This is a genomic window from Mesorhizobium sp. M0778 (assembly GCF_040320105.1).
Classification (GTDB): domain Bacteria; phylum Pseudomonadota; class Alphaproteobacteria; order Rhizobiales; family Rhizobiaceae; genus Mesorhizobium.
The window spans coordinates 217546-242999 of record NZ_JAMYPA010000007.1; the positions used below are offsets into that span (position 1 = coordinate 217546).

At 62.4% G+C, this 25454-nt stretch carries 24 protein-coding genes; 9 read left to right on the plus strand and 15 right to left on the minus strand.

The annotated features are described in order from the left end of the window. Positions 1 to 50: 50 nt before the first annotated feature. The 4 genes from NKI22_RS12915 to NKI22_RS12930 all read right to left on the minus strand — a co-directional run bounded on the left by NKI22_RS12915 (position 51) and on the right by NKI22_RS12930 (position 5659). Positions 51 to 2519: a glycogen/starch/alpha-glucan phosphorylase gene (locus NKI22_RS12915; protein WP_023718450.1), complete on the minus strand. Its 2469-nt coding sequence runs from the start codon at positions 2517 to 2519 to the stop codon at positions 51 to 53. Between the two features lie 166 nt (positions 2520 to 2685). Next, entirely contained in the window at positions 2686 to 3474 is a 789-nt protein-coding gene (locus NKI22_RS12920; protein ID WP_023718451.1) for an ATP-binding cassette domain-containing protein, read from the minus strand. Continuing rightward, positions 3471 to 4553, minus strand: a complete 1083-nt coding sequence (locus NKI22_RS12925; protein WP_023718452.1) for an ABC transporter permease — start codon at positions 4551 to 4553, stop codon at positions 3471 to 3473. The genes NKI22_RS12920 and NKI22_RS12925 overlap by 4 nt, the downstream gene beginning before the upstream one ends. A gap of 89 nt (positions 4554 to 4642) precedes the next feature. Beyond that, entirely contained in the window at positions 4643 to 5659 is a 1017-nt protein-coding gene (locus tag NKI22_RS12930; protein ID WP_023718453.1) for a sugar ABC transporter substrate-binding protein, read from the minus strand. Between the two features lie 229 nt (positions 5660 to 5888). On the opposite strand from NKI22_RS12930, the gene NKI22_RS12935 reads away from it, so the two are divergent. The 6 genes from NKI22_RS12935 (at position 5889) to NKI22_RS12960 (ending at position 11278) form a co-directional block, all read left to right on the plus strand. Then, the gene (locus tag NKI22_RS12935) at positions 5889 to 7118 is read left to right on the plus strand and encodes an ROK family transcriptional regulator (protein WP_352937485.1); all 1230 of its coding nucleotides are present in this window, start codon (positions 5889 to 5891) and stop codon (positions 7116 to 7118) included. Between the two features lie 2 nt (positions 7119 to 7120). Continuing rightward, positions 7121 to 7567, plus strand: coding sequence for an RbsD/FucU family protein (locus NKI22_RS12940; protein WP_023718455.1), 447 nt, complete (start codon positions 7121 to 7123; stop codon positions 7565 to 7567). After that, complete coding sequence (locus NKI22_RS12945) at positions 7564 to 8487, plus strand: carbohydrate kinase family protein (protein WP_352483656.1); 924 nt, start codon at positions 7564 to 7566, stop codon at positions 8485 to 8487. The genes NKI22_RS12940 and NKI22_RS12945 overlap by 4 nt, the downstream gene beginning before the upstream one ends. 252 nt (positions 8488 to 8739) lie before the next feature. Next, entirely contained in the window at positions 8740 to 9882 is a 1143-nt protein-coding gene (locus tag NKI22_RS12950; protein ID WP_352549176.1) for a DegT/DnrJ/EryC1/StrS family aminotransferase, read from the plus strand. A 17-nt stretch (positions 9883 to 9899) separates the two neighbouring features. Then, a complete protein-coding gene (locus NKI22_RS12955; RefSeq protein WP_023718458.1) occupies positions 9900 to 10103 on the plus strand; it encodes a hypothetical protein in 204 nt (67 codons plus the stop codon). Between the two features lie 155 nt (positions 10104 to 10258). Then, positions 10259 to 11278, plus strand: coding sequence for an LLM class flavin-dependent oxidoreductase (locus NKI22_RS12960; RefSeq protein ID WP_352549178.1), 1020 nt, complete (start codon positions 10259 to 10261; stop codon positions 11276 to 11278). 53 nt (positions 11279 to 11331) lie between these two features. On the opposite strand, the gene NKI22_RS12965 is transcribed toward NKI22_RS12960, so the two are convergent. Next, on the minus strand, positions 11332 to 12024 hold the full coding sequence (locus NKI22_RS12965) for a CDP-alcohol phosphatidyltransferase family protein (RefSeq protein WP_352958484.1): 693 nt from the start codon (positions 12022 to 12024) through the stop codon (positions 11332 to 11334). A gap of 283 nt (positions 12025 to 12307) precedes the next feature. On the opposite strand from NKI22_RS12965, the gene NKI22_RS12970 reads away from it, so the two are divergent. Beyond that, the gene (locus tag NKI22_RS12970) at positions 12308 to 12781 is read left to right on the plus strand and encodes a phosphatidylglycerophosphatase A family protein (protein WP_031193801.1); all 474 of its coding nucleotides are present in this window, start codon (positions 12308 to 12310) and stop codon (positions 12779 to 12781) included. 214 nt (positions 12782 to 12995) lie between these two features. Here the strand turns inward: NKI22_RS12970 and NKI22_RS12975 are convergent, their stop codons facing one another. After that, complete coding sequence (locus NKI22_RS12975) at positions 12996 to 14594, minus strand: FAD-dependent monooxygenase (protein ID WP_352958486.1); 1599 nt, start codon at positions 14592 to 14594, stop codon at positions 12996 to 12998. Positions 14595 to 14690: 96 nt separating this feature from the next. On the opposite strand from NKI22_RS12975, the gene NKI22_RS12980 reads away from it, so the two are divergent. Next, positions 14691 to 15134 (plus strand): MarR family winged helix-turn-helix transcriptional regulator, encoded by a 444-nt coding sequence (locus NKI22_RS12980; RefSeq protein ID WP_031193803.1) that lies wholly within the window; start codon positions 14691 to 14693, stop codon positions 15132 to 15134. 89 nt (positions 15135 to 15223) lie between these two features. Here the strand turns inward: NKI22_RS12980 and NKI22_RS12985 are convergent, their stop codons facing one another. From NKI22_RS12985 to NKI22_RS13010, 6 genes are all read right to left on the minus strand, one after another. Beyond that, the gene (locus NKI22_RS12985; RefSeq protein WP_023718463.1) at positions 15224 to 16531 is read right to left on the minus strand and encodes a type II toxin-antitoxin system HipA family toxin; all 1308 of its coding nucleotides are present in this window, start codon (positions 16529 to 16531) and stop codon (positions 15224 to 15226) included. Then, positions 16531 to 16782, minus strand: a complete 252-nt coding sequence (locus NKI22_RS12990) for a helix-turn-helix domain-containing protein (RefSeq protein ID WP_023718464.1) — start codon at positions 16780 to 16782, stop codon at positions 16531 to 16533. The genes NKI22_RS12985 and NKI22_RS12990 overlap by 1 nt, the downstream gene beginning before the upstream one ends. Before the next feature lie 265 nt (positions 16783 to 17047). After that, positions 17048 to 18226 carry a hypothetical protein gene (locus NKI22_RS12995; RefSeq protein ID WP_023718465.1) on the minus strand — a complete coding sequence of 393 codons (1179 nt, stop codon included), beginning with the start codon at positions 18224 to 18226 and terminating at the stop codon, positions 17048 to 17050. A gap of 56 nt (positions 18227 to 18282) precedes the next feature. Next, a complete protein-coding gene (locus NKI22_RS13000) occupies positions 18283 to 19293 on the minus strand; it encodes a succinylglutamate desuccinylase/aspartoacylase family protein (protein ID WP_023718466.1) in 1011 nt (336 codons plus the stop codon). 9 nt (positions 19294 to 19302) lie between these two features. Beyond that, positions 19303 to 19647, minus strand: a complete 345-nt coding sequence (locus tag NKI22_RS13005) for a RidA family protein (RefSeq protein ID WP_023718467.1) — start codon at positions 19645 to 19647, stop codon at positions 19303 to 19305. 41 nt (positions 19648 to 19688) lie between these two features. Next, positions 19689 to 21008: an alanine racemase gene (locus NKI22_RS13010; RefSeq protein WP_352494804.1), complete on the minus strand. Its 1320-nt coding sequence runs from the start codon at positions 21006 to 21008 to the stop codon at positions 19689 to 19691. 74 nt (positions 21009 to 21082) lie between these two features. Here NKI22_RS13010 and NKI22_RS13015 point away from each other — a divergent pair, with 74 nt between their 5' ends. After that, the gene (locus NKI22_RS13015) at positions 21083 to 22024 is read left to right on the plus strand and encodes an amidohydrolase family protein (RefSeq protein WP_023718469.1); all 942 of its coding nucleotides are present in this window, start codon (positions 21083 to 21085) and stop codon (positions 22022 to 22024) included. Here the strand turns inward: NKI22_RS13015 and NKI22_RS13020 are convergent. From NKI22_RS13020 to NKI22_RS13030, 3 genes are read right to left on the minus strand one after another with little or no spacing between them, the layout of a single operon-like run. Next, complete coding sequence (locus NKI22_RS13020) at positions 21998 to 22969, minus strand: ABC transporter permease (RefSeq protein ID WP_352958488.1); 972 nt, start codon at positions 22967 to 22969, stop codon at positions 21998 to 22000. The two genes, NKI22_RS13015 and NKI22_RS13020, sit on opposite strands and share 27 nt — an antisense overlap. Continuing rightward, the gene (locus NKI22_RS13025; RefSeq protein WP_023718471.1) at positions 22966 to 23931 is read right to left on the minus strand and encodes an ABC transporter permease; all 966 of its coding nucleotides are present in this window, start codon (positions 23929 to 23931) and stop codon (positions 22966 to 22968) included. Before NKI22_RS13025 ends, NKI22_RS13020 begins: the two co-directional genes overlap by 4 nt. Continuing rightward, positions 23928 to 25436: a sugar ABC transporter ATP-binding protein gene (locus NKI22_RS13030; RefSeq protein WP_023718472.1), complete on the minus strand. Its 1509-nt coding sequence runs from the start codon at positions 25434 to 25436 to the stop codon at positions 23928 to 23930. The genes NKI22_RS13025 and NKI22_RS13030 overlap by 4 nt, the downstream gene beginning before the upstream one ends. Positions 25437 to 25454: the final 18 nt, after the last annotated feature.

Below are 25454 nucleotides of genomic sequence, written 5' to 3' on the forward strand. Positions count from 1 at the left end.
GTCAAATCACTCCACTAGGGCCACATTGTTCCTGGTCTCATGCAATCACATCAGGCGGGCACGTGCCAGATGTCTTTCGCATATTGGCGGATCGTGCGGTCGGACGAGAACCAGCCGACGCGGGCGACATTGCGGATGGCTCTGGCGTACCAGTCCGGGCTGTTGCGCCAGACGGCATCGACGTCGCGCTGGGTGGCGGCGTAGGCATCGAAATCCGCAGCGACCATGAACCAGTCGCTCTGGTAAAGGCCGTTGATCAGGTCGCGATAACGGTCCGGATCGTCAGGCGAAAAGACCCCGGACGAAACCGCGGCAAGCGCCTGCGCCAATTCAGGCGATCCCTCGATTACGGCGCGCGGATCGTAACCATTGTTGCGCCGCTCGGCGACCTCATCGGTGGTCAGGCCGAAGATGAAGATGTTGTCGTCGCCGACGCATTCCTTGATCTCGACATTGGCGCCGTCGAGCGTGCCGATGGTCAGCGCGCCGTTCAGCGCGAACTTCATGTTGCCGGTGCCGGACGCTTCCATGCCGGCGGTCGATATCTGCTCCGAAAGATCGGCGGCCGGCATCATGATCTCGGCTAGGCTGACATTGTAGTTCGGCACGAACACCACTTTCAGCAAGCCGCGCACCGCCGGGTCGCGGTTGATGACCCGGGCGACGTCGTTGGCAAGTTTGATGATCAGCTTGGCGTTGTGATAGCTGGGCGCCGCCTTGCCGCCGAAGAACTTGACGCGGGGCATCCAGTCGCGCTCCGGATGCGAGCGGATCTGGTCGTAAAGCGCGACCGCTTCGAGAATGTTCAAGAGCTGGCGCTTGTATTCGTGGATGCGCTTGACCTGGATGTCGAACAGCGCCGAGGGGTCCACCTTGATGCCGAGCCGGTCGGCAACGAGATTGGCAAGCCTCGTCTTGTTCGCCCGTTTGACAGCGGCGAACTTGTCGCGGAAGGCAGCGTCCTCGGCGAAAGGATCGAGCAGCTTTATCTCGTCGATGTCGTCGAGGAAGCCGTCGCCGATCGCCTCTCGGGTGAGTGCCGTGAGGCCGGGATTGCACTGTATCAGCCAGCGCCGCGGTGTGATCCCGTTGGTCTTGTTGTTGATGCGATCCGGGTAGAGCCTGTGGAGGTCGGCAAACACCGTCTCCTTCATCAATTCCGTATGCAGTGCCGAGACGCCGTTGATCGAGTGCGAGCCGACAAAGGCCAGATTGCCCATACGCACGCGGCGATCGCCATTTTCCTGGATCAGCGAGATGCGGCTGATCTGCTCGTCCGAGAACTGGTCGGAGACGCGCGCCTCGAGCAGCACCTCGGCGTTGATGGCGTAGACGATCTGCATGTGGCGCGGCAACAGCCGCTCGAATAGCGGCACGGGCCAGCTTTCCAGCGCTTCGGGCAGCAGCGTGTGGTTGGTGTAGCCGAAGGTGCGCTTGGTGATGCTCCACGCCTGGTCGAAATCCATGCCGTGGACATCCATCAACAGGCGCATCAGCTCGGGGACGGCGATGGCCGGATGGGTGTCGTTGAGATGGATCGCCGCCTTGTCGGGCAGCGATTGCAGGTCGCCATACTGGCTGAGATGACGCTGAAGGATGTCCTGCAGCGAGGCGGTGGAGAAGAAATACTCCTGCCTGAGCCGCAACTCCTGGCCTGCCTTGTGGGAATCGGCCGGGTAAAGGACGCGCGACAGCGCATCGGCCTTGTTGCTCTCGGCGAGCGCGCCGATGTGATCGCCGGCGTTGAACTTGTCGAGCAGGATCGGATCGACCGGCATGCCGGACCACAGACGCAGCGTGTTGACGCGGTTGGCCCGCCAGCCAACCACCGGGGTATCGTAAGCAACGGCCAGAACATGTTCGGTCGGCTTCCAGACATGGCGCTCGAGCCTGCCATCCTTCGAGGTGATCGATTCCACCGAGCCGCCGAAGCCGACCTCGAAGGAGCGTTCGCGGCGTTCGAACTCCCAAGGATTGCCGTGATCGAGCCATGTCTCGGGCAGTTCGACTTGCCAGCCGTCATGGATCTCCTGCCGAAACATGCCGTTGGCGTAGCGAATGCCATAGCCATGCGCGGGGATATCGACGGTAGCCATGCTTTCCATGAAGCAGGCGGCGAGCCGGCCAAGGCCGCCATTGCCAAGGGCAGCGTCCGGTTCGAGCGCAGCAATGATGTCGAGGTCGACGCCAAGTGACGACAGCGCCTCGCGCATATTGTCCATCAGGCCGAGATTGGAGAAGGCATCGCGCATCAAGCGGCCGATGAGGAATTCCAGTGACAGGTAATAGACGCGCTTTTCCTGCTGGGCGTAGGCCTCTTGGGTCGCCTGCATCCAATGATCGACGATGCGGTCGCGCACAACCTTGATCGAGGCGGTGAGCCAATCGTACTGGGTTGCAACGTTGGTGCCCTTGCCGACCCTGTATTTGAGGGCCTGCAAGACTTCGTCGGCGAGCGTCTTGGGATCCGGGTTTTCGAGGGTGGGCAGAGGAGCTTCGGTTGTCATCGCGCGCGTCATGCTGCCTCTCGTGACGTTGCCAGGATCATGCGGCTTTCACCATCTCCGCCAATGCTAATGCATCCCACCGGATGTTCAATGGATTCAGGCGACCGCAAGCCGGGTTGCCCTGCGGCAATTTGGCATTGAAACACCGCGCCCTCAGCGGCGGGCCTCAAGTTCTTGTTCAGGCCGCCAGCGCCGCCTCCGGCGGCACCTTGGCGCCGGTCATGAAGGCGACCGCGTCGGACATCGTATACTGCTTCGGATCGATGACGCACAGGCGACGGCCGAGCCGATGAATGTGAATGCGGTCCGCCACCTCGAAGACATGCGGCATATTGTGTGAAATCAGCACGATCGGCAGGCCTCGGCGTTTGACGTCGAGTATCAGTTCGAGCACGCGGCGGCTCTCCTTGACGCCGAGCGCGGCCGTCGGCTCATCCATGATGACCATCTTCGAGCCGAAGGCCGCGGCGCGCGCCACCGCCACGCCCTGGCGTTGACCGCCGGAGAGAGTTTCCACCGCCTGGCTGATGTTCTGGATGGTCATCAGGCCAAGTTCGGTCAGCTTGTCGCGGGCGCGCTTTTCCATCGCCGGACGGTCGAGCATGCGCAGCCAGCTGCCAAGAAAGCCCGGCTTGCGGATCTCGCGGCCGAGAAACATGTTGTCGGCGATGGACAGCGCCGGCGACAGCGCCAGGTTCTGGTAGACGGTCTCGATGCCGGCTTCGCGGGCCTCCATCGGCGATTTGAATGCAATAGGCTTGCCTTCAAGCCGGATCTCGCCTTCGTCGGGCACGACCGCGCCGGAAATCGCCTTGATAAGCGACGACTTGCCGGCGCCGTTGTCGCCGATGACAGCAAGGATTTCGCCCGGATAGAGATCGAAATCGGCATTGTCGAGGGCGGTGACGCGACCGTAGCGTTTGACCAGGCTGCGGGCGGTAAGGATCGGTTCCTGAGTCTGGTTCATGCCGAGATCTTCCTGATCCACTGGTCGATACCAACAGCGATGATGATAAGGGCGCCGACAGACAATTGCGTCCATTGGGGATCTGTCCCCCAAAGCCTGAGGCCGAGCGCGAACACCCCGACGATCAGCGCACCGAAGATGGTCCCGAGGATGGAACCTCGGCCGCCGAACAGTGATGTGCCGCCAATCACCACGGCGGTAATCGAATTGATGTTCTCGAACTGCCCGGCCTGCGGCGAGACCGATCCGATGCGTCCGATCAAGGCCCAGCCGGCGATGGCACAAATGATGCCGGTCAGGGTATAGACCGTGACCAGCATCCGGCTGACGCGCACCCCCGACAGTTCCGCGGCTTCCGGGTCGTCGCCGACTGCGTAGACATGCCGGCCCCATGCGGTGTGATTGAGCACGTACCAGGCAATTGCCCCCATGATCAGCACCAACAGCACGCCATAGGTGAAGACTGCGCCGCCGATCCTGAACGAGCCGCCGAAAAACTGCAGCAGCGGTGCCGTCGCCTCGAGATCCTGGCTGCGGATGGTCTCGTTGCCGGAATAGATGAAGTTGATGGCAGCGTAGATCGACCAGGTGCCGAGCGTCACGATGAAGGGCGGCAGTTTCACCCAGGCGATGAGAATGCCGTTGATCAAGCCGCAAATCGCGCCGACAAGCAGCCCGATGGCAACGGCGACCGGCGCTGGAACACCGTAATGCATGGCAAACTGGCCCATAACAACCGAGCTCAGCACCATGATGGCGCCGACTGACAGGTCGATGCCGGCGGTGAGCACCACCAGTGTCTGCGCGATGCCGACCATGCCGGTTATCGCCACCTGCTGGAGGATCAGGGTGAGGGTGAAGGGAGAAAAGAAGCGTCCGCCGACGACGACTGCGAACAGAACCACCGAGATGAGCAGGATGATCAGCGGCACCATGGCCGGGCTTTTATGCAAGCGGTGCTGGATGCTCTCCAACGTCGAGCGGGAATGCGTCTCGAATGATGCGACGCTGGCGTCGCTAGCGGCCAGGACCGTCTCGAATTCCTGCGGTCCCTTGCTCCTGGTTGTTTCGACGCTCAAGTCGGCCTCCCCGCCTGTGATGTGGAGCGGCCGAAACCGCTCCACATTCCCTATTGTTCTTTTGAAGTTGAGCCGATCAGGGGATCAAATCAACCCCAGCACTTGCTGAGGCCTTGCTTCGTGTCGATGGATTCGATGCCGGCGGCAGGCTTGTCGGTGATCAGCGTGACGCCGGTGTTGTAGAAGTTCAGACCGGGCGACGGCTCAGGCTTCTTGCCGGTGTCGGCAAAGGTCTTGATCGCCTCGATGCCGAGCGAGGCCATGAGCAATGGGTATTGCTGTGAAGTGGCGCCGATCACGCCCTCGGCAACGTTCTTGACACCGGGGCAGCCGCCATCGACCGAGACAATCAGGACGTCCTTCTCCTTGCCGACGGCTTTCAGCGCCTGGTAGGCGCCCGCGGCCGCAGGTTCGTTGATGGTGTAGACGACGTTGATATCCGGATCCTTCTGCAGGCAATTCTCCATGGCAGTATGCCCGCCATCCTCATTGCCGCTCGACAGATCGTGACAGACGTTGCGTGCGTCGGTTTCGTCGCCGATCTTCTTGGGATCGCCGAGGTCGATGCCGAAGCCCTTCATGAAGCCTTGATCACGCTGGACGTCGACGGAGGGCTGGCTGGCGATCAGATCCATGTAGGCAATGTGCGCATCCTTGGCCTTGTCGCCCAAGGTAGCCTTTGCCCAGGAGCCGATAAGCTCGCCGGCCTTGAAATTGTCGGTCGCAAACGTCGCATCCGCGGCATCGGCAGGCTCGAGCTGCGTGTCGAGAGCGATCACCAGCACCCCTGCATCGCGCGCCTTCTTCACCGCCGGCACGATGGCCGCAGTGTCGGTGGCGGTGATCAAAATGCCCTTGGCGCCGTCGGCGATGCAGGATTCGATCGCCGCAACCTGGCCCTCATTGTCACCTTCCGCCTTGCCGGCATAGGCTTTCAGATCGACACCGATTTCCTTGGCTTTCGCGGCGGCACCTTCCTTCATCTTCACGAAGAAGGGATTGGTGTCGGTCTTGGTGATCAAGCAGGCGCCGACCCCGGCGGCCGATGCCGTCGACGCAAACGCCATCAGGCTCAGTCCGGCCGCGGCAAACACGGTGGATTTCAACAGTTTTGACGTGGTCACGATTTTCCTCCCATTGAACCATTTAGGATGCCGGCCAACCGGCATCTGCAGCGCGTCCGACGAAATCTCCCAGTGTCGACGCCGATCTCAAGAGACACCAGTCCGCCAGCACTGTCAATAATTAAATCACTCTTATTTATTATTGACAACGCAGGATTGTTCACTCACTCTAGACCAAAAGCCTTGAGGGGAAACGACGGGAGGAACAGGGGTGGAGACCGGCATTACAAGGCACGGCTCGCCCGATGCGGCCGAAAGCCGCCTGCACCGCGGCACCAATCAAAGCGGCATGCGGGACCACAATGAGCGGCTGGTGCTGTCGCTGGTGCGCCAGCACGGCAGCCTGGCCAAATCCGACATCGCACGCATGACTGGCCTCTCGGCGCAGACAGTATCAGTCATCATGCGCGAGCTGGAGGAGGACGACCTGCTCGTTCGCCAGGCGCCGTTGCGCGGCAAGATTGGCCAGCCCTCGATACCCATGGCGCTCAATCCCGACGGCGCCTATTTCATCGGCCTGAAGATCGGCCGGCGCAGCGCCGAGCTCGTGCTGATCGATTTCCTCGGCAATGTGCGCTCGATGCTGCAGCATTCGTACCGCTATCCGGCGCCGCGCGAGACGGTGGAATTCGTTACGAGCGGCATGAAGAAGATGCGCGGCGAGCTCACTCCTGCGCAGGACAAGCGCATCGCCGGACTTGGCATCGCCATGCCGTTCGAATTGTGGAACTGGGCCGATACCGCCGGCGCGCCGCGTGAAATCATGGACGAATGGCGCCATCGCGACATCCGCGCCGACATCCAGGCACAATGCGAATTTCCGGTCTACCTGCAAAACGATGCCACCTCGGCCTGCGGCGCCGAGCTCGTGTTCGGCCAGGCGGCGGGTGCGGCACGCGATTTCGTCTATTTCTATATCGGCGCCTTTGCCGGCGGCGGCATCGTGCTGAACGGCCGGCTGTTTGGCGGCCCAACCGGCAATGCCGGCGCGCTGGGCTCGATGCCGGTGCCTGGGCCGGACGGCAAGCCGACGCAGTTGATCGACGTGGCGTCGATCGCCATGCTGGAAAAGGCGCTCAACGCGCGCGGCGTCGAAGCCTCGCATCTGTGGACATCACCGGGGGACTGGGGCGAGATCGGCGCCGAGCTTGACGAGTGGATCGCCAGCGCCTCGCACGCGCTCGCCTATGCCATCGTTGCGGCGTCGTCCGTCATCGATTTCGAAGCCGCGGTGATCGACGGATGGATGCCGCTCGCCGTGCGCAGGCGGCTTGTCGATGCCGTCATCCAGGCCATCGGCAGGATCGACGGCGAAGGCCTGAGGCTGCCGGCCGTCCGCGAGGGAACAGTCGGCATCCATGCGCGGGCGCTGGGTGGCGCCAGCCTGCCGCTGTCTGAGCGCTTCCTCATCGGCTCGACCACGATTTCCCGGAGCTTCTGAGCATGCTGATCGGTATCCCGGCGCTGCTCGGCCCGGAGCTTCTGGCGATGTTGCGCGCCATGGGCCATGGCGACGAGATCGCGCTGGTCGACGGCAACTACCCGGCCGAACAGCAGGCACAGCGGCTGATCCGCGCCGACGGTCATCATCTCGTCCCGGTGCTGGATGCCGTATTGAGCGTGTTGCCTGTCGACGACGCCGTGCCGCAGGCGCTGTTTCGCGCCTCGGCTAAAGGCGATCCCCTGCTCGCCGATCCGGTTCATCATGAGATTGAAGCGATCTGCGCCAGGCATGCGCCGGGCCGCAAGGTGGTTGCGCTTGCCGGCGCCGACTTCTATGCACGGGTCAAGGCCGCGCACGCGATCGTCGCGACGAGCGAGCCGCGGCTTTACGCCAACATCATCATTCGCAAGGGCGTGATCTATCCGCCGGAAAGCAAGACTTCATGATCCTCTGCTGCGGCGAAGCCCTGATCGACATGCTGCCGCGCACCACGACGGAGGGCGAAGCGGCCTTTGCCCCCTATGTCGGCGGTGCCGTCTTCAACTCGGCCATTGCGCTCGGCCGACTCGGCGCGCCGGCCGGCTTCTTCTCCGGCCTGTCGTCGGATCTGTTCGGCGGGCAGTTCAGGGAGGCGCTGGGGGCCAGCAAGGTCAGTTCCACCTATGCGCACACCTCACCGCGGCCGACCACGCTCGCCTTCGTGCGGCTCACCAACGGCCAGGCGACCTATACATTCTATGACGAGAACACCGCCGGGCGCATGCTGACCATCGAGGACCTGCCGGAGCTCGGCAGCGAGATCGAGGCCATGCTGTTCGGCGCCATCAGCCTGATCTCGGAACCGGCCGGATCGGCCTATGAGGAGTTCATGCGACGTGAGCATGAGCGCCGCGTGATGATGCTCGACCCCAACATCCGGCCAAACTTCATTCCCGACAAGGCCAGGCATCTCAGGCGCATCCGCAACATGATGGCGATGGCCGACATCGTGAAACTGTCGGACGAGGATTTGAACTGGTTCGACGAAGCCGGCTCGCATGAGGACGTCGTCCGCAACTGGCTGGACCGCGGCCCGAAGCTGATCGTCGTCACCCACGGCAGCGAGGGCGCGGTTGGTTACAGCAGCCAGCACCGGGTCACGGTCGTGCCGGACAAGGTCGAGGTGGTCGATACGGTCGGCGCCGGCGACACGTTCAATGCCGGCATCCTTGCCTCCTTGCACGAGCAGGGCCTGCTGTCGAAGACGGCAATCGCCGGCCTGCCGAAAGAAGCCATCCATAAGGCGCTGACGCTCGGCGCCAAGGCCGCGGCGGTGACGGTCTCGCGGGCCGGCGCCAATCCGCCATGGCGGCATGAACTCGCCTGACCGGCTGGCAACCGCCTCACGGACTGCCTGCCGGCGATCACTTTATGTTTCGCCTAACCTGGCGGGCGGGATGCGCAGCCCATATCAAGCATGCCGAAGCCCGGATTTTCCCGCGTTTAAGAGGGCAGATCGGAAACAGAGGTAACAGGCTGCGACACTTGAGCAATTCAGGGCTTTGCCCTGCGGCTTTCTCGGCCGTGCCAAGTCTGCTACCAGCGGCCGGTTATCTGGCTAAAACCGTTTGAGGCCGACATGCAGTTCATCGATCTTGGCGCACAGCGCGAACGCATCCGCGACAGGCTGAAGGCGGCAATCGACCGCGTCGTCGACGAAGGTCGTTATATTCTTGGACCGCAGGTCACCGAATTCGAAAACAAGCTCGCCGCCTATATCGGCACCAAGCACGTGGTCGCTTGCGCCAACGGCACCGACGCGCTGCTGTTGCCGCTGTTTGCCGCCGGCATCGGCCCGGGCGACGCGGTATTCGTGCCGAGCTTCACCTTCGCCGCCACGGCCGAAGTGGTGGCGCTGACCAAGGCCGAGCCGGTGTTCGTCGATGTCGATGCTGACAGCTACAATATCGACATCGCCAGCCTCGAGGCGGCAATCGCCATGATCAAGGCGGAGGGGCGGCTGAGGCCGAAGGCAATCATTCCCGTCGACCTGTTCGGCCTCGCCGCCGATTACGAAGCAATCATGGCCATCGCCAATCGCGAAGGCCTGATGGTCATCGAGGATGCGGCGCAGGCGACCGGCGGCTCGGCTGACGGCAAGATGTGCGGCTCGTTCGGCACCGTCGGCTCGACCAGCTTCTATCCGGCAAAACCGCTCGGCTGCTACGGCGACGGCGGTGCGATGTTCACCAATGACGATGCGCTGGCCGAACAGCTGCGCTCGTTCGCCTTTCACGGCAAGGGCGAAACGCAATACGACAATGTCCGCGTCGGCATCAATTCACGGCTCGATACACTGCAGGCGGCGATCCTAATCGAGAAGCTGGCCATCCTCGAGGACGAGATGGTGGCGCGGCAAGCGGTCGCCAATCGCTATGCCGAAGGTCTCGGCGATATAGTCAAGACGGCGCGCAATCTGGGCGGCGGCCGCTCGGCCTGGGCGCAATACGCCATCGAAACGCCGAAGCGCGACGGGCTCAAGGCACATCTCGGTGAAAAGGGCATTCCGTCGGTCATCTACTATGTGAAACCGCTGCACAGCCAGATTGCCTATCACGATTATCCGCGCACGCCGACCGGCCTTGCCGTTTCGGAAGAGCTGCCGAAGCGCATCCTGTGCCTGCCGATGCATCCCTATCTGAGCGAGGCCGACCAGGACCGGATCATCGAAACGATCCGTAACTATATCGGCTCGAATTCGGCGCACGTGGCGGCGGCATAATTCGAAAGTTGCGGAACATGGTCGCGGATTACATCGACGAGTTCATCATGTTCTGCGCCGGGTTGTGGATGGCTGGCATCGGCTTCGGATTTCTCGCGGACCCGTTCCAAGCTCGCCCCGGCCAGCAAGCATGGTGGACCAACTTTGGAACCCATTTTAAATGGATGGGGCCGCTGTTGATCCTCATCGCGATAGTGCTCGCGTTCGCGGCACCTTCCTAGATGCGCTCGCGCCAGCAACAGGCTCGCCATTGACGGCATCGCTGATCAACAACGGACCGTTCACCTCAAACTGGGCCGTCGGTACCGATTTCGGGATGCTTTGCTCTGCGCCGAAGCATAGTCTGCACCTGTCTTCCCTCTAGGCTGGCTATTTCATGAAGAAGATTGGTTTCCTCTCGTTCGGGCACTGGACGCCCTCGCCGCAATCGCAGACGCGGACGGCATCCGATGCGCTTTTGCAGTCCGTCGAGCTGGCCGTCGCCGCCGAGGAGCTGGGTGCGGACGGCGCGTATTTCCGCGTGCATCACTTCGCCCGCCAGCTCGCCTCGCCCTTCCCGCTGCTCGCAGCGGTTGGGGCGAAGACCAGCCGAATCGAGATCGGCACGGCGGTGATCGACATGCGTTACGAGAACCCGCTCTACATGGCCGAGGACGCCGGCGCCGCCGATCTGATCGCCGGAGGGCGTCTGCAGCTAGGCATCAGCCGCGGCTCGCCGGAGCAGGTGATCGACGGATGGCGGTACTTCGGCTACGCCCCGCAAGAGGGCGAGAGCGATGCCGACATGGCTCGCAGACACACTGGAGTGCTGCTCGAAGTGTTGCTGGGCAAAGGCTTTGCCCAGCCCAACCCGCGGCCGATGTTTCCCAACCCGCCTGGCCTGCTTCGCGTTGAGCCACACTCGGAGGGCCTGCGCGAGCGCATCTGGTGGGGCGCCGCCACAAACGCCACCGCAGAATGGGCGGCGAAACTTGGAATGAACCTGCAGAGTTCCACGCTCAAATTCGATGAAGGCGGAAAGCCGTTTCACATCCAGCAAGCCGAACAGATCAGGGCTTTTCGCGAAGCCTGGAAGGCGGCCGGCCACACGCGCGAGCCACGGGTGTCGGTGAGCCGCAGCATTTTTGCGCTGGTCGACGATCGCGACCGCGCCTATTTCGGCGGCAACCAGGGTGGAGATCAGTTCGGCTATATCGAGGCAGACAGGCTTGCCGTGTTCGGCCGCTCCTATGCCGCCGAGCCGGACGTCCTGATCGAGCAGCTAAAGGGCGACGAAGCCATCGCTGAGGCCGATACGCTGCTGCTCACGGTCCCCAACCAGCTCGGTGTCGACTACAATGTCCATGCCATCGAGGCGATCCTGACCCATGTCGCTCCGGGCTTGGGCTGGCGCTGACGACTTTGTTGGGAAGCCACGGCGGTCAATACGATGCTCGCGTTCTAGCGATCTCACGGCTGCTTCCCGTCGGCTCGTTTCAGCATCGCAAATGCGCGACTGATCCGTTGCAGGGCCGTGGCGTTGGCCAGCACCGCGTACAGCGCGAACCCGCCCGCCAGAATCCAGGGCGAAGCCGCGCCCACGGCAGTCGCGACTCCGTCGGCGGCGAGCAGCACGCAAATGAACACCAGACGTTCCATCCGCTCGAAGAAATCCGGCCAACCATGGTTTTCCACAGGGATTTCCAGCGCCGTCCGCGCCTTGGCATAACTGGTGAGAATCCCGCCGGCGAACGCGAACATTGCGATCGCCCACAGATCGGCGACCCAGCCTATTGCCGCAAAGACGGCCAATTCCTGATAACGGTCGACGATAGCGTCGAAATAGCCACCGGCCTTGGTGCTCATATTTGTCCGGCGGGCGACCGCACCGTCCAGCGCGTCGAAGCTGAAGGCAAACGCCAGGCACAAGCCAAAGGCAAGACTTGAATGGTGATACGCGTAGGCGGCCGAAGACAAAGCCACGAGCACGAGCCCGCTGGCCGTAACCTGGTTCGGCGTCATGCCGATCCCGATCAGCGGAGAGGCGGCCTGCTCCCATAGCGGGTCGATGCGACTTTTCATGAGACCGGCGATCCATGGCGGCTCCTCTGATGATGTCGTTTGACGGAGCTTTACCAGCAATTTGCGGGTTTGTTCCACCATCGCCACCGTTTCAGTTGGCCAATGCGGGCCGAGACCGGGCTCAGGAACGTTCTCAACTCGCCGCAAAAGCGATCTCGTTTGGCGAATGTGGCCGGCGGATTAAGATGCTCGCCAAGCTGACGGCGAAACAGAACTTCCGGTCGCAGCGACAGCTGCCCGACAGCATTTCACGGTTTGGGCGATGCCTTTTGACGGGTGTGCAAATCGAGCGGCGGTCTGGCGGCAACACCCGAACGATGTGACTATGATTGCTTGCGACCCGTCGGAAGCCGGCCGAAACTCGATGCATAAATTTCTACCCAAGTTCGCCTACCTGCTCGCGACCTCTGTCGGCGTGGGATTATCTCCAACATGGCCGGGCACGGCCGGCGCAATGGTTGGAGTGGCTGTTGCCGCGGCTCTGATACCCGCATCACCTTGGCTGACGGTGCTTGCCTATGCGGCCCTGTTCGCCGTCGGCGTATGGGCGTCATCGCATGTTATCTCCCATACCGGGACGGAGGACCCGCAGATCGTCGTCATCGATGAGACCTTCGGCGCCGCCGTGACACTTTCCATGCTGCCACTCGACCCACTCTGGTGGGCAACAGGCTTCCTTGCTTTCCGGTTTTTCGACGTCGTCAAGCCTTGGCCCATCCGTATCATGCATGACAAGGTAAGGGGTGGGGCCGGCATCATGCTGGACGATGCTGCCGCGGCTGTCGTCGCTGGGGCGTTGCTGCTCCTGCTGAACGAGTTGATTGATCATTTGCCGTAACGGCGACATTCGGCCTCCAATGCCAAAGGCCAGCACGATGGTCCATGCGAGTTTAGCGACACAAGGGGAGGACCGAAGCGGTGGGCGCGGCCCTACTCGGTGACAACGAGTAGGAAGAGGCATGACGAGACGGGCAAACGGCTGAACATCGCCGGCATTCCCGGCGACGACATCGGCAAGGAAGTCGTGCCGGAAGACCGGAGGCATCCGCCGCTCACTGATGATGTTCGCACGCCTGCGTGCGGAAACCCAAGCCGTCAAGTATTTCGATCAGCATCTGTACAGGATCAGGCACACTGTGCGTTGACCGCCACGCGACAAACCCGTCCGGCCTGACCAAGGCGGCACCGCCGCTTTCAACCCCGAGCGCGGAAGGCCACCGATGGTCCAAATCAATCAGACCCCCATTGGCAAAGGCGTGGCAGGTCAGCGGCATGCGGAGGCGCTGGCTTACGGCGTCAGCGGCCTGACACCATGCGTCGTCGGCGCAGAGGAGAAGAAGGTCGCGATCGCACAAATCGAGACTCGAAATCCGCTGGCCGGCACGCCCGACCGCGAAATGCGGTAAACGCGTGCCAGGGCGGCCCGACAACTCCGTGGATTTTTGGAATGGGTGATCGTCCCGCGTGGCTTCCTGAGCCACGACACCTGCAGCGTAGCGTTGGCCAAATACCACGTCGTAATCCTCGACCATCGCGACTGGGGGAGGCAATCGCTTCGACGGATCGTCGAACCATTTCTGAAGGCGGGCGAGCGCTTGCGCCAACGTAGCCTCGATGACCGGCCGGCGCTCCATGTCATAGCTATCCAGCAACGAGGGACCGGCATGCCCGCCTGTTACCATCGCAAGCTTCCAGGCAAGGTTATGGGCGTCGTGGATACCTGAATTGCCACCGAAAGCGCCTGTTGGGGGCATCACATGTGCGGCATCCCCCACAAGAAACGCGCGGCCTCGGCGGAATTGGCGCGCTGTCATCGCGGCCACTTCCCAGGAGCGCGCATCGACAAGCCTAGTCGTGATATCCGACCGGCCCGCACCTCGTATGATCAGTTCCCTGCACCTGGCTTCATCAAAATCCTGGGGTTTCTCGCCCTTTTCGGGAAAGTACTGGAGCGCCAGAAGCCATCGTCCACCCTCCCTGGGCGTGAAGGTCCCGTTGAGGTCCGTCACGAAGCACGACGTGAAACGCTTGCCGCCGATCGTCGGAGGCATGTCCGTGTCAAAGACGACATTTATCCAGTGCTGAAGGCCGCCTGCCCCGCTGCGGCTGATCTCCAGCCTCTCTCGCATCGAGCCGTTCGCACCGTCCGCGACGATCAGATAGTCGGCCGAGATGGCGTCCTTTGCGCCGGTCGCGATATCGCGAATTTCCGCGCGGACGACATTCTCATCCTGTTCGAAAGCCACCAGTTCCGTGCTGAAACGTATGTCTGCACCGTTCCGCTCGGCGTAGCGGCGCAGAATCGGTTCCAGGACGTGCTGATCACACGTCGCCGGTTGCGTGGGGCTGAGGGCACTTGCATCCGGCCACGCCGGTCCGCCCCATTGAATCTCGGGATCGGTGAGATTCCTGGCGCGCGCAATAGCGCCTGCCTGCTGGTCCCCCGTACGATTTGCACGAATCTCCTCCTCGAGGCCGAGGCTTCGAAAGATCTCCATGCTGCGCGGGGAAATGCCGGCAAATTTGTACTGGATTGACGTGTCGGGATGGCGCTCGACGAGGACGCACGGAATGTCGTTGTGAGCCAAAAGGGCGGCCGCCGTCAGACCGTTCAGGCCGCCCCCGACGACGAGAACCGTGGTGTTGGTCATCTCGGATCTCCTCTCATTGCTTTGATCACCAAACATTTTGATTGATCAAATCATATGATTGGTCCAAATATGTGTCAAGACACGAAGGAGCGTGGAATGGGACCGGGCCAAGATCGCTTGCAGCACGCCACCGAGGCCTGGCGCCTGATGTTTGATTTCCTGATGCGGTCCGCGCCGGACCGGTTGGCGATCCAGCAGAAATTGGGTCTGACGCCCAACGACTCGCGCGCCCTCTTCACCCTCGACAAAGATGCGGGCAAGCCGATCGGCGCATTGGCCGCTCAATGGCACTGCGACCCTTCGACGGCGACCTGGCTGGTCGACCGGTTGGAGCAGGCGGGGCTCGCCGAACGGGTTCCGTCGCCAAGCGATCGCCGTGTCAAACGTGTCAAGCTTACGGCCAAGGGTGTTGCAACCATTGAGGAATTGACAAGGGAATATCACAAACCCCCTGCGGAGATGCTTGCGCTTACACGCGCGGACCTGGATCAGCTGATCGGCCTGGTCAGAAAGTTACAGGCTGGCAAGTCCGTGGGTTGATTACATCCCGCGCGGCGTTGCTGCTGCTAAAAGAAGATCATTTGGACGTCCCAATGGCTATCAGTCTGGTTGTGCCTCGATCTTAAGCATCACACCTCTTCCAGTCTGCGCACGCGAGCTTTGACCCCATTGCCAATGGCATCTGCGACTTGCGAAGGGAAACCCTTTGGGAGCGATGCACAAACCAGTTCGATTGCCGCTAGCGCCCGTTGGCGCAGCTCGTCAAAGATTGCTGTGACGGGTTTTGGACCAATTCCTGCCTTGGCGGCGGTCTGGATGAAATGGCGCGGCATGACGCTATCGATAAGGTAGTGGCGTGCGTCGCCTATAGCCATCGCCAACTTCATTTTGTTGCGCCTGATCTGTCCCGCATCAAGGCTGGTCTGCGCTGAGATCACATCATATAACGGCGTCATGCGGAACCGGCCGCCGGGAGAAAGAAAGACGCTAAAATTCTTGGCATGTCCATCTGTGGCGCCGAGCAGCCAAAAGGCGACCACGGCCTTCAGAACCGCAGCTTGATCTAGCTCCGGTTGGTCGCTTCCCTTCATCAGACCAAGGATAGCCGGAACCCCAGGCCCGCCATCGGATTCGTATTTCAGCGACGGAGGCACAGACAGAGCCTGGCAGCAGTCTTCCTGGGGCAAGCGCAGGAGACGGTTGTCACTCGTCCATCGGCGATCGAAACGTTCGACTACGAGCACGCGATTGCCTTCGAATTCCTCGATTGCGGCGACGGCGCACGGGAGTCCCAGGGCGGCTGTCATCTTGAGGCAGAAAAATTCGTTTTCAACACTGAAGGAAAGGTCGATGCCATTTGGCAAGCGTCCAATCTGTGGCTTGAGGATGTGCGTTGTAGCAGTCGTCGCCAGCGGCTTGTACCAACGTCCTTTCCAGAACAAGAGCGCAGTCTTTTCCTGAGCGCCAGCGATCGAGATCCGGAAATCTTCATCCTCGCCCAGCCCGAGGGGGGCCGATGCCAGATCGCGGACGAGACGAGCAATTTCGATATCGTCAACGGGTTTGCCGTCGACAATACCGGCGGGGCCCGGCTCGACATCATCCGGCAGGAATTGCAGTGCGCCGACACAATCCCGTCCGACAGCGGCAAGCAAGTCGTAGGCGTCTATCCCTCGGGCATGAACACGCTCAGCCATACGGCGGCGAATCGGGATGCTGTCGGGCAGGAGATTGTCGAACACGGCAATGACGGGTGCACCGATATAGCGATCTTCACGTAGGGGCAGAGATAGCGAGACTGGTAGCGCATGCTCCCAGGCAAGCCAGGACGGATCATACTGAAAATCGATCGCGCCGCTGGATTGTCTATTCAGCCGCCCGACGAGACGGCTGTTCAAGAAGACGTTGAGCGGGAGGTGCCGCCGCGGACGAGCCATCAAAAGACGTCCTCGATCTCGGTCGACTTTGCTCTGGTCCGAGAGCGGACAACCAATTCAAGGTCGAGCGCTGCGAGAATGTCGCAAAGCGTTCCGAGCTGTGTCCCGGGCGCTCCATTCTCGACGGCCGAGATGGTCGCTTGGCGTAGCATCGTGTGCTCCCCGACAGTGGCCTGGTTCAGGCCGAGCTTGCGGCGCCGCCGGCGGATGGCATCTCCGAGTTGCTTAGGCGTTCGGGCGATTTGGTCCACAGCGTACCTCTCCAGCTATGAGATATACGCTCAGAAGATAGATTTCAATATGCGCTAGAGCGAATAAATTGGAAGATGCGCTCCACCGTATAACCCGCCTCCCTCCCGCGTGGCCCTCACAGCCATGCCTCGATTTTCAGCTAGGCTGCTGGCCGCCGGCCAAAGCAATGCGAGAATCCATGCGGGAAGTCCTCCGAACGCCTCTCCATTACGCGCAATGCTCGAGGCAAAATTAGGCCTATTGGGTCGGCAGTGGATCGATTGTTCACACAGATCGTGCGGCACTCACCCAATCGAGGCGTGCGGCAGGTACAAGGCCGTAATTGTAGAAATTGATGCCATCGACGCCCGCCGCCAGCGCCGGTTTCACTTTGGCGGCGAGAATGTCCGGGCCTGCCATTTCCGGATGGAACAGCCGGTAACCGGTCCCAAGGAATTTCTCTGCTCCGAGCGTGGCACGGCCAGTGGCCATCAGATCTGCGACATCGCTGGCCTGCATATCGTAGGCGCACAGGATCGCGCCGTCGCAAGCCTGGCCGAGAGCCGCCAGATCGCAGCCGCCCAACCAGCCGTCCTTCAGGTCAATGATGAGGACACGTGTGCCCGGATCGGCAACGTCGCGCAGCTCGGCAACCAAGCTGGTCACCGGCTCGAACCGCCACAGCAGAAAGTCGTATAATTCTGGCCAGGGCTGGAAGGTATCGAAGCTACCGTTCGGAAAGTCCGGAAAACGCGGTGCCGGAACGGCACGATCACAGGTCTCGACGATCCACCCTCTGACCAGTTTGCGCGCCGCCTCGCCGTCAATGCCGGCACAAGCGGCGCGGGCGAGGCAGGACGGGCAAAAGCACAGCGACAGAAGGAAGTCATCTTCCGCGGTCAGCCCGACACCGTCTTTCTCGTGATGATATTCGTGGGCGAAGCTCATGAATGACGGGCTTTCGAGCTCGATTCTGTCCGGCTTGTAGGTGTGCGTAACGTCGGCGACCAGCGCGCGAACATAGGCGCGCGCATCCGGATGCGAGGGACAAAGGTTGTAATAATTGGGATCGCCGAAGGCATTTCGGGTAACCACCTGCGGATAAAGCATGCCGGCGCGGGTGTTGTGCAGGCACACCGTCCAGCACGAAACACCGAGCCCATTGGCGTCTCGTCTGCGGACGAGCTCGCCAAGCACGTCGCCTCCCTGCGAGATCACGTCCGCCACCTTGGGCTGAATTGCGAGGTCGGCCCATCGCGCGGCGGTTGGCTTGAAGTAGATCGTGCCGTCCTCCGGGAAATAGGCTTTGCGGCGCGGGCTGCGCGGCTGAAGGAAGCGTCCCGCATGATACGAGGCAGCAAGGCTGATCATGTTGAGTCCCGCGCGTTCGACCAGATCGCGTTCGACCATCTCGAAACCGAGATCCTGGACATCCCAGGGGTAGGTCCACATGGAAAGCTGCATAAGATATCCTCAGTTCTCCAGAGTGGCGCAGCAGCTAGACGCCGTGCGTTTTCCCTTTAGGTTTCTACGGGTTCGGCGACTTGCATGAGGCAGTCTCCTGCCTCGCACATTGTATGCAGCCGCCGCGAAAGCACGATGCCGTTTTCGGCAAAATGCAAGGCTTCCTCGGCAAGATCGAGCCTTTCGAGATCGTGATACCAGCCAGCCAATTGTCCGGCGTTCACGCTGTCGCCAACCCTCACGGCGGGTTCAAACCAGCCGCGGCGGGCGGCGTAGAGGCCTTGGCTATGCCGCGAAAGCGAAAGCAGTCGCGTCGGCATCGAATGCATTGACTCCGCGCCAACAACTGGCCCGTCGACCAGGCCTAGTGCAATCAGCAGATTGTCGATCGCGCGAGCGGTGATCGCCATCGTGTCGACCGTGGCGGTGCCGCCGCCCCCGAACTCACCGCTGACGCCGATGGCGCCGGCACGGCGCGCTGCACCCATGGAGGTCGGCGAGGCCTGGCCATTGTCGGCCACGAACCCATAGGGCATGCAGAGCGCCCGCATCAGCTCCACCCCGCGCCTGTGGCGCTCGGGATCGGCATTGCGCTCGACGAGTGCAGTCGGCAGATGTTCCATCGAAGTGCCCCCCGAATGGATGTCGAAGACGATGTCGTGTCGGGGGAACAGGTCTGTCTCGAGAAAGTTGGCGAGCCGGCTTGTCGGCGTGCCCGACGGATCTCCGGGAAAGGCGCGATTGAGATTGCCGCCATCGAGCGGCGAGCAGCGTTTGGCGGCCATCACCGCCGGCACATTGGCCATCGGCAGGATGGTGACGCGGCCCCTGACTCGCGCTGGATCGAGCCGGCGGACCAGCTTTGCCAAGCACAGCTCGCCTTCATATTCATCGCCGTGATTACCGGCCATAAGAAGCAGCGACGGACCCTCACCATTGCGCATGAGGCAGATCGGGACCTTGATTTGGAAATATGGCGAACGGTCTATCGAGAACGGGATGCTCAGATGGCTGAGCGTCTTGCCGTCCCGATCGAAATCGAGCGAATGGCTGATGCCGGTGTGCATGGCGGCGGTTCACACAGCCGCGACGGCGGTGACCTCAATGCGGAGGTCAGGATCAGCGAGACGCGCCTCGACGCAGGCACGCGCCGGCAGACGGGCGGAATCCACCCAGGCATCGTAGATACTGTTCATTGCGTCGAAATCGCCAATCTGCGGCAGGAAGATGTTGACCGCCACGAGCTTCGACTTGCTGCTGCCGGCCTCGACCAGGAGCGCCTCGATCTTGGAGAGTACCTCGCTCGTCTGACCCTCGATGCCGGCCTTGCGATCGTCTGCGACCTGGCCCGCTATGTGCACGAGGCCGCCATAGACGACCGCCTGCGACATGCGGGAGCCGGATTGGAAGTACTTGATCATATCGGATCCTTTCGTTCTTTTTTTGGAAAGCGCGACGATGGTCAGCCGAAATAGGTGGGAAAGGCGTGGCTGACATACCCGGCCGCGTCGACGCCAAAGATCACGCGATAGCGATCAAGGCAGGTGCAGGGATGGGAGATGCCGAATTCAACGGTGTCGCCGACGGCAATGTCGTCGCCCGACGCAATTGTCAGGAAGGCGTGCTGGTCGTTGAGCTTGAAGACCTCGGCACGCGCTATCGGCAGCTGCTTGCCGGCACGAAAGATGGTCAGGACCATTGGAAAGCCCTGGTCGAACGACACGTCGCGCATGCCCATGCCGCAGATCGCAAGGCCGGGCTCCGGCCGCGACAGTACCTCGGCCCATAGGCGCAAAGCCGGACGGAACGAATTTCGTGCGGACGCATTGAAGCCGCCGACTGCAAAACCCTCGCGGGCGTCGAGTGTGCCGAGCGAGCGGTCGTAGACGCCATGGTCGTGGAAGAAGATGGCGCCGCTGCGCAGCACCAGCGTCGCGCTGCTGTCCCTAGAAACGAGAGGCGAAAGCGCTGCGACCACTTTGTCGAAGTAGACCGAGCCGCCTGCCGTGACAATCAGCGGGGTGTCGCCGCCGACGCGGGCGCGGAGCCGCAGGAACATGTCGGCTGTCATTGTCAGCAGGGCGGATATCGCCTCATCGGTGCGGTCAGGATCGGGCTGCGCCGCGGCACCTTCATAGGTTGCGACGCCGGCGATCAGCAGCCGGCCGCCGGCTGCTACAATCGCGTCGGCAATCGCCTCGGCTTCGCCGGTGGTCCGGGCGCCTGCCCTGCCCGCACCAAGTTCGACGAGCACGCGCAATGGCGGCAGCCTCGCATTGGCCCGCCAGGCTTCGGCAAGCGCATTCACGGCGGCGATCGAGTCGGCGAAAACGTAGAACTCAGCGCTTGGCCAGGCGCTGACAAGAACCGCAAGCCGGTTCGCACCACCTGGTCCGCCGACCTCATTGGCGATGATCAGCCGACAGAGTCCGGCTCTGAGCATCACCGTGGCCTGCCTTATGTCGGCGACGGTCGTGCCCCATGCTCCGGCCTCGATCAGGGACCGGGCAAGATCAGGCGCCATCGGGGTCTTGGCATGCGGGGCGATCACGGCGCCCTGCTCTCGCGCATAGCGCAGGAACAGGTCACGATTGGCGATGAAGGCCCCCTCGTCGACGGTCAACACCGGCAACGACATACGCCCATCCGCTGGATGCCAGCGCTCAGATGCGACAAGGCTGCTGTCCAAGCCGAGGGTGCCAGGCGGCACGCCGCGGATACGGTCATCGAGCAGGAAATTTTCTCGGGTCGCCAGCAACAGTACGGGTGAGCTTTCGGTCATCCGATGCTAGTCCTTCCTTTACAGGATGAAGTCCGGATCGATTTCCGATTCCGGCCACACCATGAGAGAGATGCGTGCCAACACCTTACCGCGGACCGATCATCGATGCCCACCATCACCTTTGGGATCTCGGCCTCAGCCGGCACCCCTGGCTCGCCACAACGGCTGGCGAACGCGGCGGTCTGGGGGAGCTTGGCCGCTTGCGGCGAAACTACCTTCCTGAAGATTATTTGCGCGACGCCGGCCGGCACAATGTCGTCGCAACCGTCCATGTCGAAGCCGGCTGGACCGGGGATGAATGCGTCGGCGAAACGCGGTGGCTTGAAACGCTCGACAAGTCGCGCGGCGTGGCCGCCCGTTATGTTGTTCACATACCGCTGGCGAGCCGCCAAGCGCCGGCGCTGGTCGAGGCGCAGGCGGCATTCGACCGTGTCGTCGGTGTGCGCGACATACTGAGCTGGGATCCGGATCCTGCCCGCCGTTTTGCTGCCCGTGACGGCATCATGGACGATCAGGCCTGGCGTGCCGGCCTGTCCCTGCTTGGGCGCCACCGGCTGGTTTTCGACCTGATGGTGTTTCCGCGCCAGCTCCCCGGTGCGGCGCGCCTCGCAGCGGCCTTTCCGGACCAACTCTTTGTTCTCAACCACTGCGGCAGCCCGATCGATCGCGATGCAGACGGCATGCGGGTGTGGCGCGAAGGGCTGCGGCTTTTGTCGGAGTGCGACAACGCTGCCATCAAGATATCGGATCTGGTCGCCTACGATCATGATTGGACACTCGACAGCCTGAAGCCGGTTGTCATGCATTGCATCGACTGTTTCGGTACGCAGCGAGCGATGTTCGGCAGTGACTTCCCAGTCGCCGGCCTGCATGCGTCATTCGATGCAGTATATGACAGCTTCAAAGCCATTGCAGGAGAGCTTTCCGCGGACGAGCAAACGGCGCTGTTCTTCGGCAACGCAAGGCGTATCTACCGGCTGCACGATATTTCATCGGCGGGCCTGCTCCCTGCCTGAGAGAAGCAGCAGCCCCAGAATCAGCGACCCGAACAGGATACTGCGCCAGCCGGGCGATGCGTTGACGACGGTGATCAGCGCCGTGATCGTGACCAGCAGGATCGCGCCGGGGATAGTACCGGCATAGGTGCCGAGCCCGCCCAGTATCGAGGTGCCGCCGAGCACCACGGCGGCAATCGACGCGAGGAGATAGGGATCTCCTATCCCGACATAGCCTTGGCCGTTCATGCCGAGGACCAACACACCGGCAAGTCCCGAACAGAAGCCGCTGATGCCGTAGACGGCGAGCGTGGTCGAGGCGACGGAAACTCCGGACAGCGCCGCGGGAAGCGGATTGGCGCCCATCGCGAAAATCCGGGCGCCGAGGGATGTCGCATGCATCGTGGTCAGAACGATCACGGAAATGACCACCCACAAAAGCACGCCTGCCGGAATACCGGCTGGCCGCGCATTGCCGAGCCAGCTGACCAGCGGGTTCTCGGCGGTCACGGCGCTGCCGCCGGCGATGATGATCAGGAGGCCCTGCAGGAATGTCGCCATCGCCAGTGTCATGATCATTGGATGAACGCGCAACAGCGCCACGCCCAGCCCGTTTACGAGACCTATCGCGGTCGTCAACGCAAGTACTGCAAGAACGGCTGTGAGCCCGGTCGGATCCGCCTGCAATGAGAGCAGCGGGAGGCTGACGGCACTGACCGTGACGATCGCCGCGACGGAAAGGTCAATGCCGCCGGCAATCACCACGAAGGTCTGGCCCGCCGCGACCAGGCCGATCACCGCGCCCAACTCGACCAAATAGCGCAAATGACCATAAGCGCCGAAGCCACGTGAAGCGAAGCTCGCCGCGATCCACACCGCGGCAACGATAGCGACCGTGAGGAAGGGCCGGCTGCGCAGGATCGTCAACGCCCGCCCGCCGCGCGCGCTCTCTTTCCGTGCTGTCATTGCTGCACCTTGCGGAATTGCGGGATGGCGACCGCCCCGATGATGATGAGGCCTTGGGCGACATACTGAGCAACTGGCGTGAAGCCGAGGAAGAACATGACACTGATCATCAGGCTGAGCAGCAGGCTGCCGGCAAGCGCGCCGCGCATCGTGCCCTGGCCGCCGAGGAAGCCGATTCCGCCGAGCACCGCGGCGGCAATGGAATTCAGCGTGAAGGCTGTGCCTATGACCGGGTCGCCCGAACCCGTTTGCGCGGCGACGAACAGGCCGGCGCCTGTGCAAAGCAGACCGCTGATCGCATAGGCCGCGATCCGCGCGCCGTCGACCGGCACGCCGGAGCGATAGGCGCCGACCGGATTCTCACCGGCGGCATAGAGGCTCAACCCAAGCGGGGTGGCGAGATAGAGTTTCCACAAAAGCACGACGAGCACCAGCAACACGAATGCCGCCGGCGTGTTGCCGGCAAGCAGGTCCGACAGCCACTCCGGAATGGCGCCGCCCGGCCTCGGCAGGATGAGCAACGCAGCACCGCCGATGATGAAGGAGCCGGCGAGCGTCACCACGATGGCCGGCAACCGAAGTTTCACGACGATGAACCCCGTCGCGGCACCGATGCCGATACCGGTCAGCGCCACCACGGCGGTGCCGCCGGCTACGCCCAGCGGCCCGATCATCGTCGTCGCGGCGATTACCGCGCCGAGACTGACCATTGCGCCGATTGCCAAGCTGATGCCGCCGGTGAGCATGAGGATCGCCTGGGCCATCGCGACCAGCGCCAGCGGAAACCAGCTCTGGGTGAATTTGGCGAAGCCGGACGCCGTCAAGAGGCCGGGGAACAACACGCCGTAGGCAACGAGGAACGCCAGAACCACGGCAAACAGGCTGCGCACGCCAACATTTCGGCGCAGCTGAACTCGCCAGTAGAGGGCGCCGGCTTGGCTTGAGGATACAACCGTGCTCATGCCGCAACTTTCTGCTGTTCGGCGCCCATTGCGGCGGAGACGATGACTTCCTCGCTCAGTGCCTCGCGCTCGAGCATGGCCTTGATGCGACCTTCTCGGACCACGGCGACGCGGTCGCAAAGGTGCACCAGTTCGGGTGTGTCGGAACTGAGCAGGACGATCGCCTTGCCGGCGGCAGCGAGATTGCGAAGCATCATGTAGATCTCACGCTTGGTCTCGACATCGACGCCGCGCGTCGGATCGTTGAGGAGAAGCACAAGCGGATCGTGTGGCATCCATTTCGCCAGCGCGACTTTCTGCTGGTTGCCACCTGAGAGTGCCTGCGCCGGGCGATCGAGGTCGCCCTTGATGGCAAGCTGGGCGGCGAGTCCCCTCGCCAAATCGCGCTCGGCACGCCGGCTGCGCAGCTTCAACGCCGGCAGCCTTGCGAAGGCTGGTAGCATCATGTTGGTGATGATGGGATGGATCAAGTGCAGGCCTTCGCGCTTGCGGTCGGCCGGGACATAGGCGAGGCCGAGCGCATTGGCTTTCGGCACGCCGCCCGGCAGACCCGAAGCAGCGTTTACGGTCGCGGATGCCGACCTAGCCGGGATCGCGCCGTAGAGGCCAAGCAGCAGATCTTCCTGCCCCTGCCCGACCAGGCCGCCGATCCCAAGCACCTCGCCTGTCCTGATGTCGAGATCGACGTCGCGCATCAGGCCGGCCGAAAAATTACGAACCGAGATGGCGTTGGCTGGCGATGGCGAAGGCTGCCATCGTGGAAAGAGATCGCCGGGGTCGCGGCCGACCATCAGCCGCACCAGCCCGGCGGCATCAGTTTCTTCCAGCGAGCGGTCCGCCGTGCAGGCGCCGTCCTTCAGTACGGTGACATGCTGGCACAGTGTCATCACTTCGTTCAGCCGGTGTGAGATGTAGAGAATGGCGATGCCCTCGGCCCGAAGCCTTTCCAGCAAGTCCGTGAGGGTTTTTGTCTCGGTTGCCGATAGCGATGAGGTGGGTTCGTCGAGAATGAGCACGCGCGGCCGCCGGTAGAGCGCCTTGGCGATCTCCACCATCTGACGCCGGCCGAGTGACAGATGCCCCACCGGCGTAGACAGCGGTTCGCGAAGGCCGACAAGATCACATGCGGCCCTGGCCCGTGCGGCAAGTTCCGTGTAATCGACCAAGCCGAATCTCTTGGGATAGGCGCCGAGCCCGATATTTTCGGCGATCGAGAGGCTGGCCGTCAGGCTGAGTTCCTGTTGGACAACGGCGATCCCGGCATGCCGCGCATGAGCGGGGCTCATGCGCGATACCGGGCGTCCATCAACCTCGATCGCCCCGCCGTCCGGGCGCAGGGCGCCGGACAAAAGGTTGATCAGCGTCGACTTCCCCGCGCCGTTCTCGCCGAGCAGCGCATGCACGCGGCCCGGCTGCAGAGCGATGGAAACGTTGCGCAGGACGGGGTTGCCGAAGAAGGACTTCGACACCCCCCGCGCGGCGAGAAGCGTAGCCGTGGTTGTCAATGTTGCAACCCTTCAGGC

Bases quoted from the DNA above. Each gene is read 5' to 3' on its own strand.
- NKI22_RS12970 (WP_031193801.1), top strand. From the start codon at position 12,308: ATGCATAAATTTCTACCCAAGTTCGCCTACCTGCTCGCGACCTCTGTC.
- NKI22_RS12960 (WP_352549178.1), top strand. From the start codon at position 10,259: ATGAAGAAGATTGGTTTCCTCTCGTTCGGGCACTGGACGCCCTCGCCG.
- NKI22_RS12985 (WP_023718463.1), bottom strand. From the start codon at position 16,531: ATGGCTCGTCCGCGGCGGCACCTCCCGCTCAACGTCTTCTTGAACAGC.
- NKI22_RS12965 (WP_352958484.1), bottom strand. From the start codon at position 12,024: ATGGTGGAACAAACCCGCAAATTGCTGGTAAAGCTCCGTCAAACGACA.
- NKI22_RS12915 (WP_023718450.1), bottom strand. From the start codon at position 2,519: ATGACGCGCGCGATGACAACCGAAGCTCCTCTGCCCACCCTCGAAAAC.
- NKI22_RS12980 (WP_031193803.1), top strand. From the start codon at position 14,691: ATGGGACCGGGCCAAGATCGCTTGCAGCACGCCACCGAGGCCTGGCGC.
- NKI22_RS13025 (WP_023718471.1), bottom strand. From the start codon at position 23,931: ATGAGCACGGTTGTATCCTCAAGCCAAGCCGGCGCCCTCTACTGGCGA.
- NKI22_RS13000 (WP_023718466.1), bottom strand. From the start codon at position 19,293: ATGCACACCGGCATCAGCCATTCGCTCGATTTCGATCGGGACGGCAAG.
- NKI22_RS12920 (WP_023718451.1), bottom strand. From the start codon at position 3,474: ATGAACCAGACTCAGGAACCGATCCTTACCGCCCGCAGCCTGGTCAAA.
- NKI22_RS12945 (WP_352483656.1), top strand. From the start codon at position 7,564: ATGATCCTCTGCTGCGGCGAAGCCCTGATCGACATGCTGCCGCGCACC.
- NKI22_RS12940 (WP_023718455.1), top strand. From the start codon at position 7,121: ATGCTGATCGGTATCCCGGCGCTGCTCGGCCCGGAGCTTCTGGCGATG.
- NKI22_RS12950 (WP_352549176.1), top strand. From the start codon at position 8,740: ATGCAGTTCATCGATCTTGGCGCACAGCGCGAACGCATCCGCGACAGG.
- NKI22_RS12955 (WP_023718458.1), top strand. From the start codon at position 9,900: ATGGTCGCGGATTACATCGACGAGTTCATCATGTTCTGCGCCGGGTTG.
- NKI22_RS12975 (WP_352958486.1), bottom strand. From the start codon at position 14,594: ATGACCAACACCACGGTTCTCGTCGTCGGGGGCGGCCTGAACGGTCTG.
- NKI22_RS13010 (WP_352494804.1), bottom strand. From the start codon at position 21,008: ATGACCGAAAGCTCACCCGTACTGTTGCTGGCGACCCGAGAAAATTTC.
- NKI22_RS12995 (WP_023718465.1), bottom strand. From the start codon at position 18,226: ATGCAGCTTTCCATGTGGACCTACCCCTGGGATGTCCAGGATCTCGGT.
- NKI22_RS13020 (WP_352958488.1), bottom strand. From the start codon at position 22,969: ATGACAGCACGGAAAGAGAGCGCGCGCGGCGGGCGGGCGTTGACGATC.
- NKI22_RS13005 (WP_023718467.1), bottom strand. From the start codon at position 19,647: ATGATCAAGTACTTCCAATCCGGCTCCCGCATGTCGCAGGCGGTCGTC.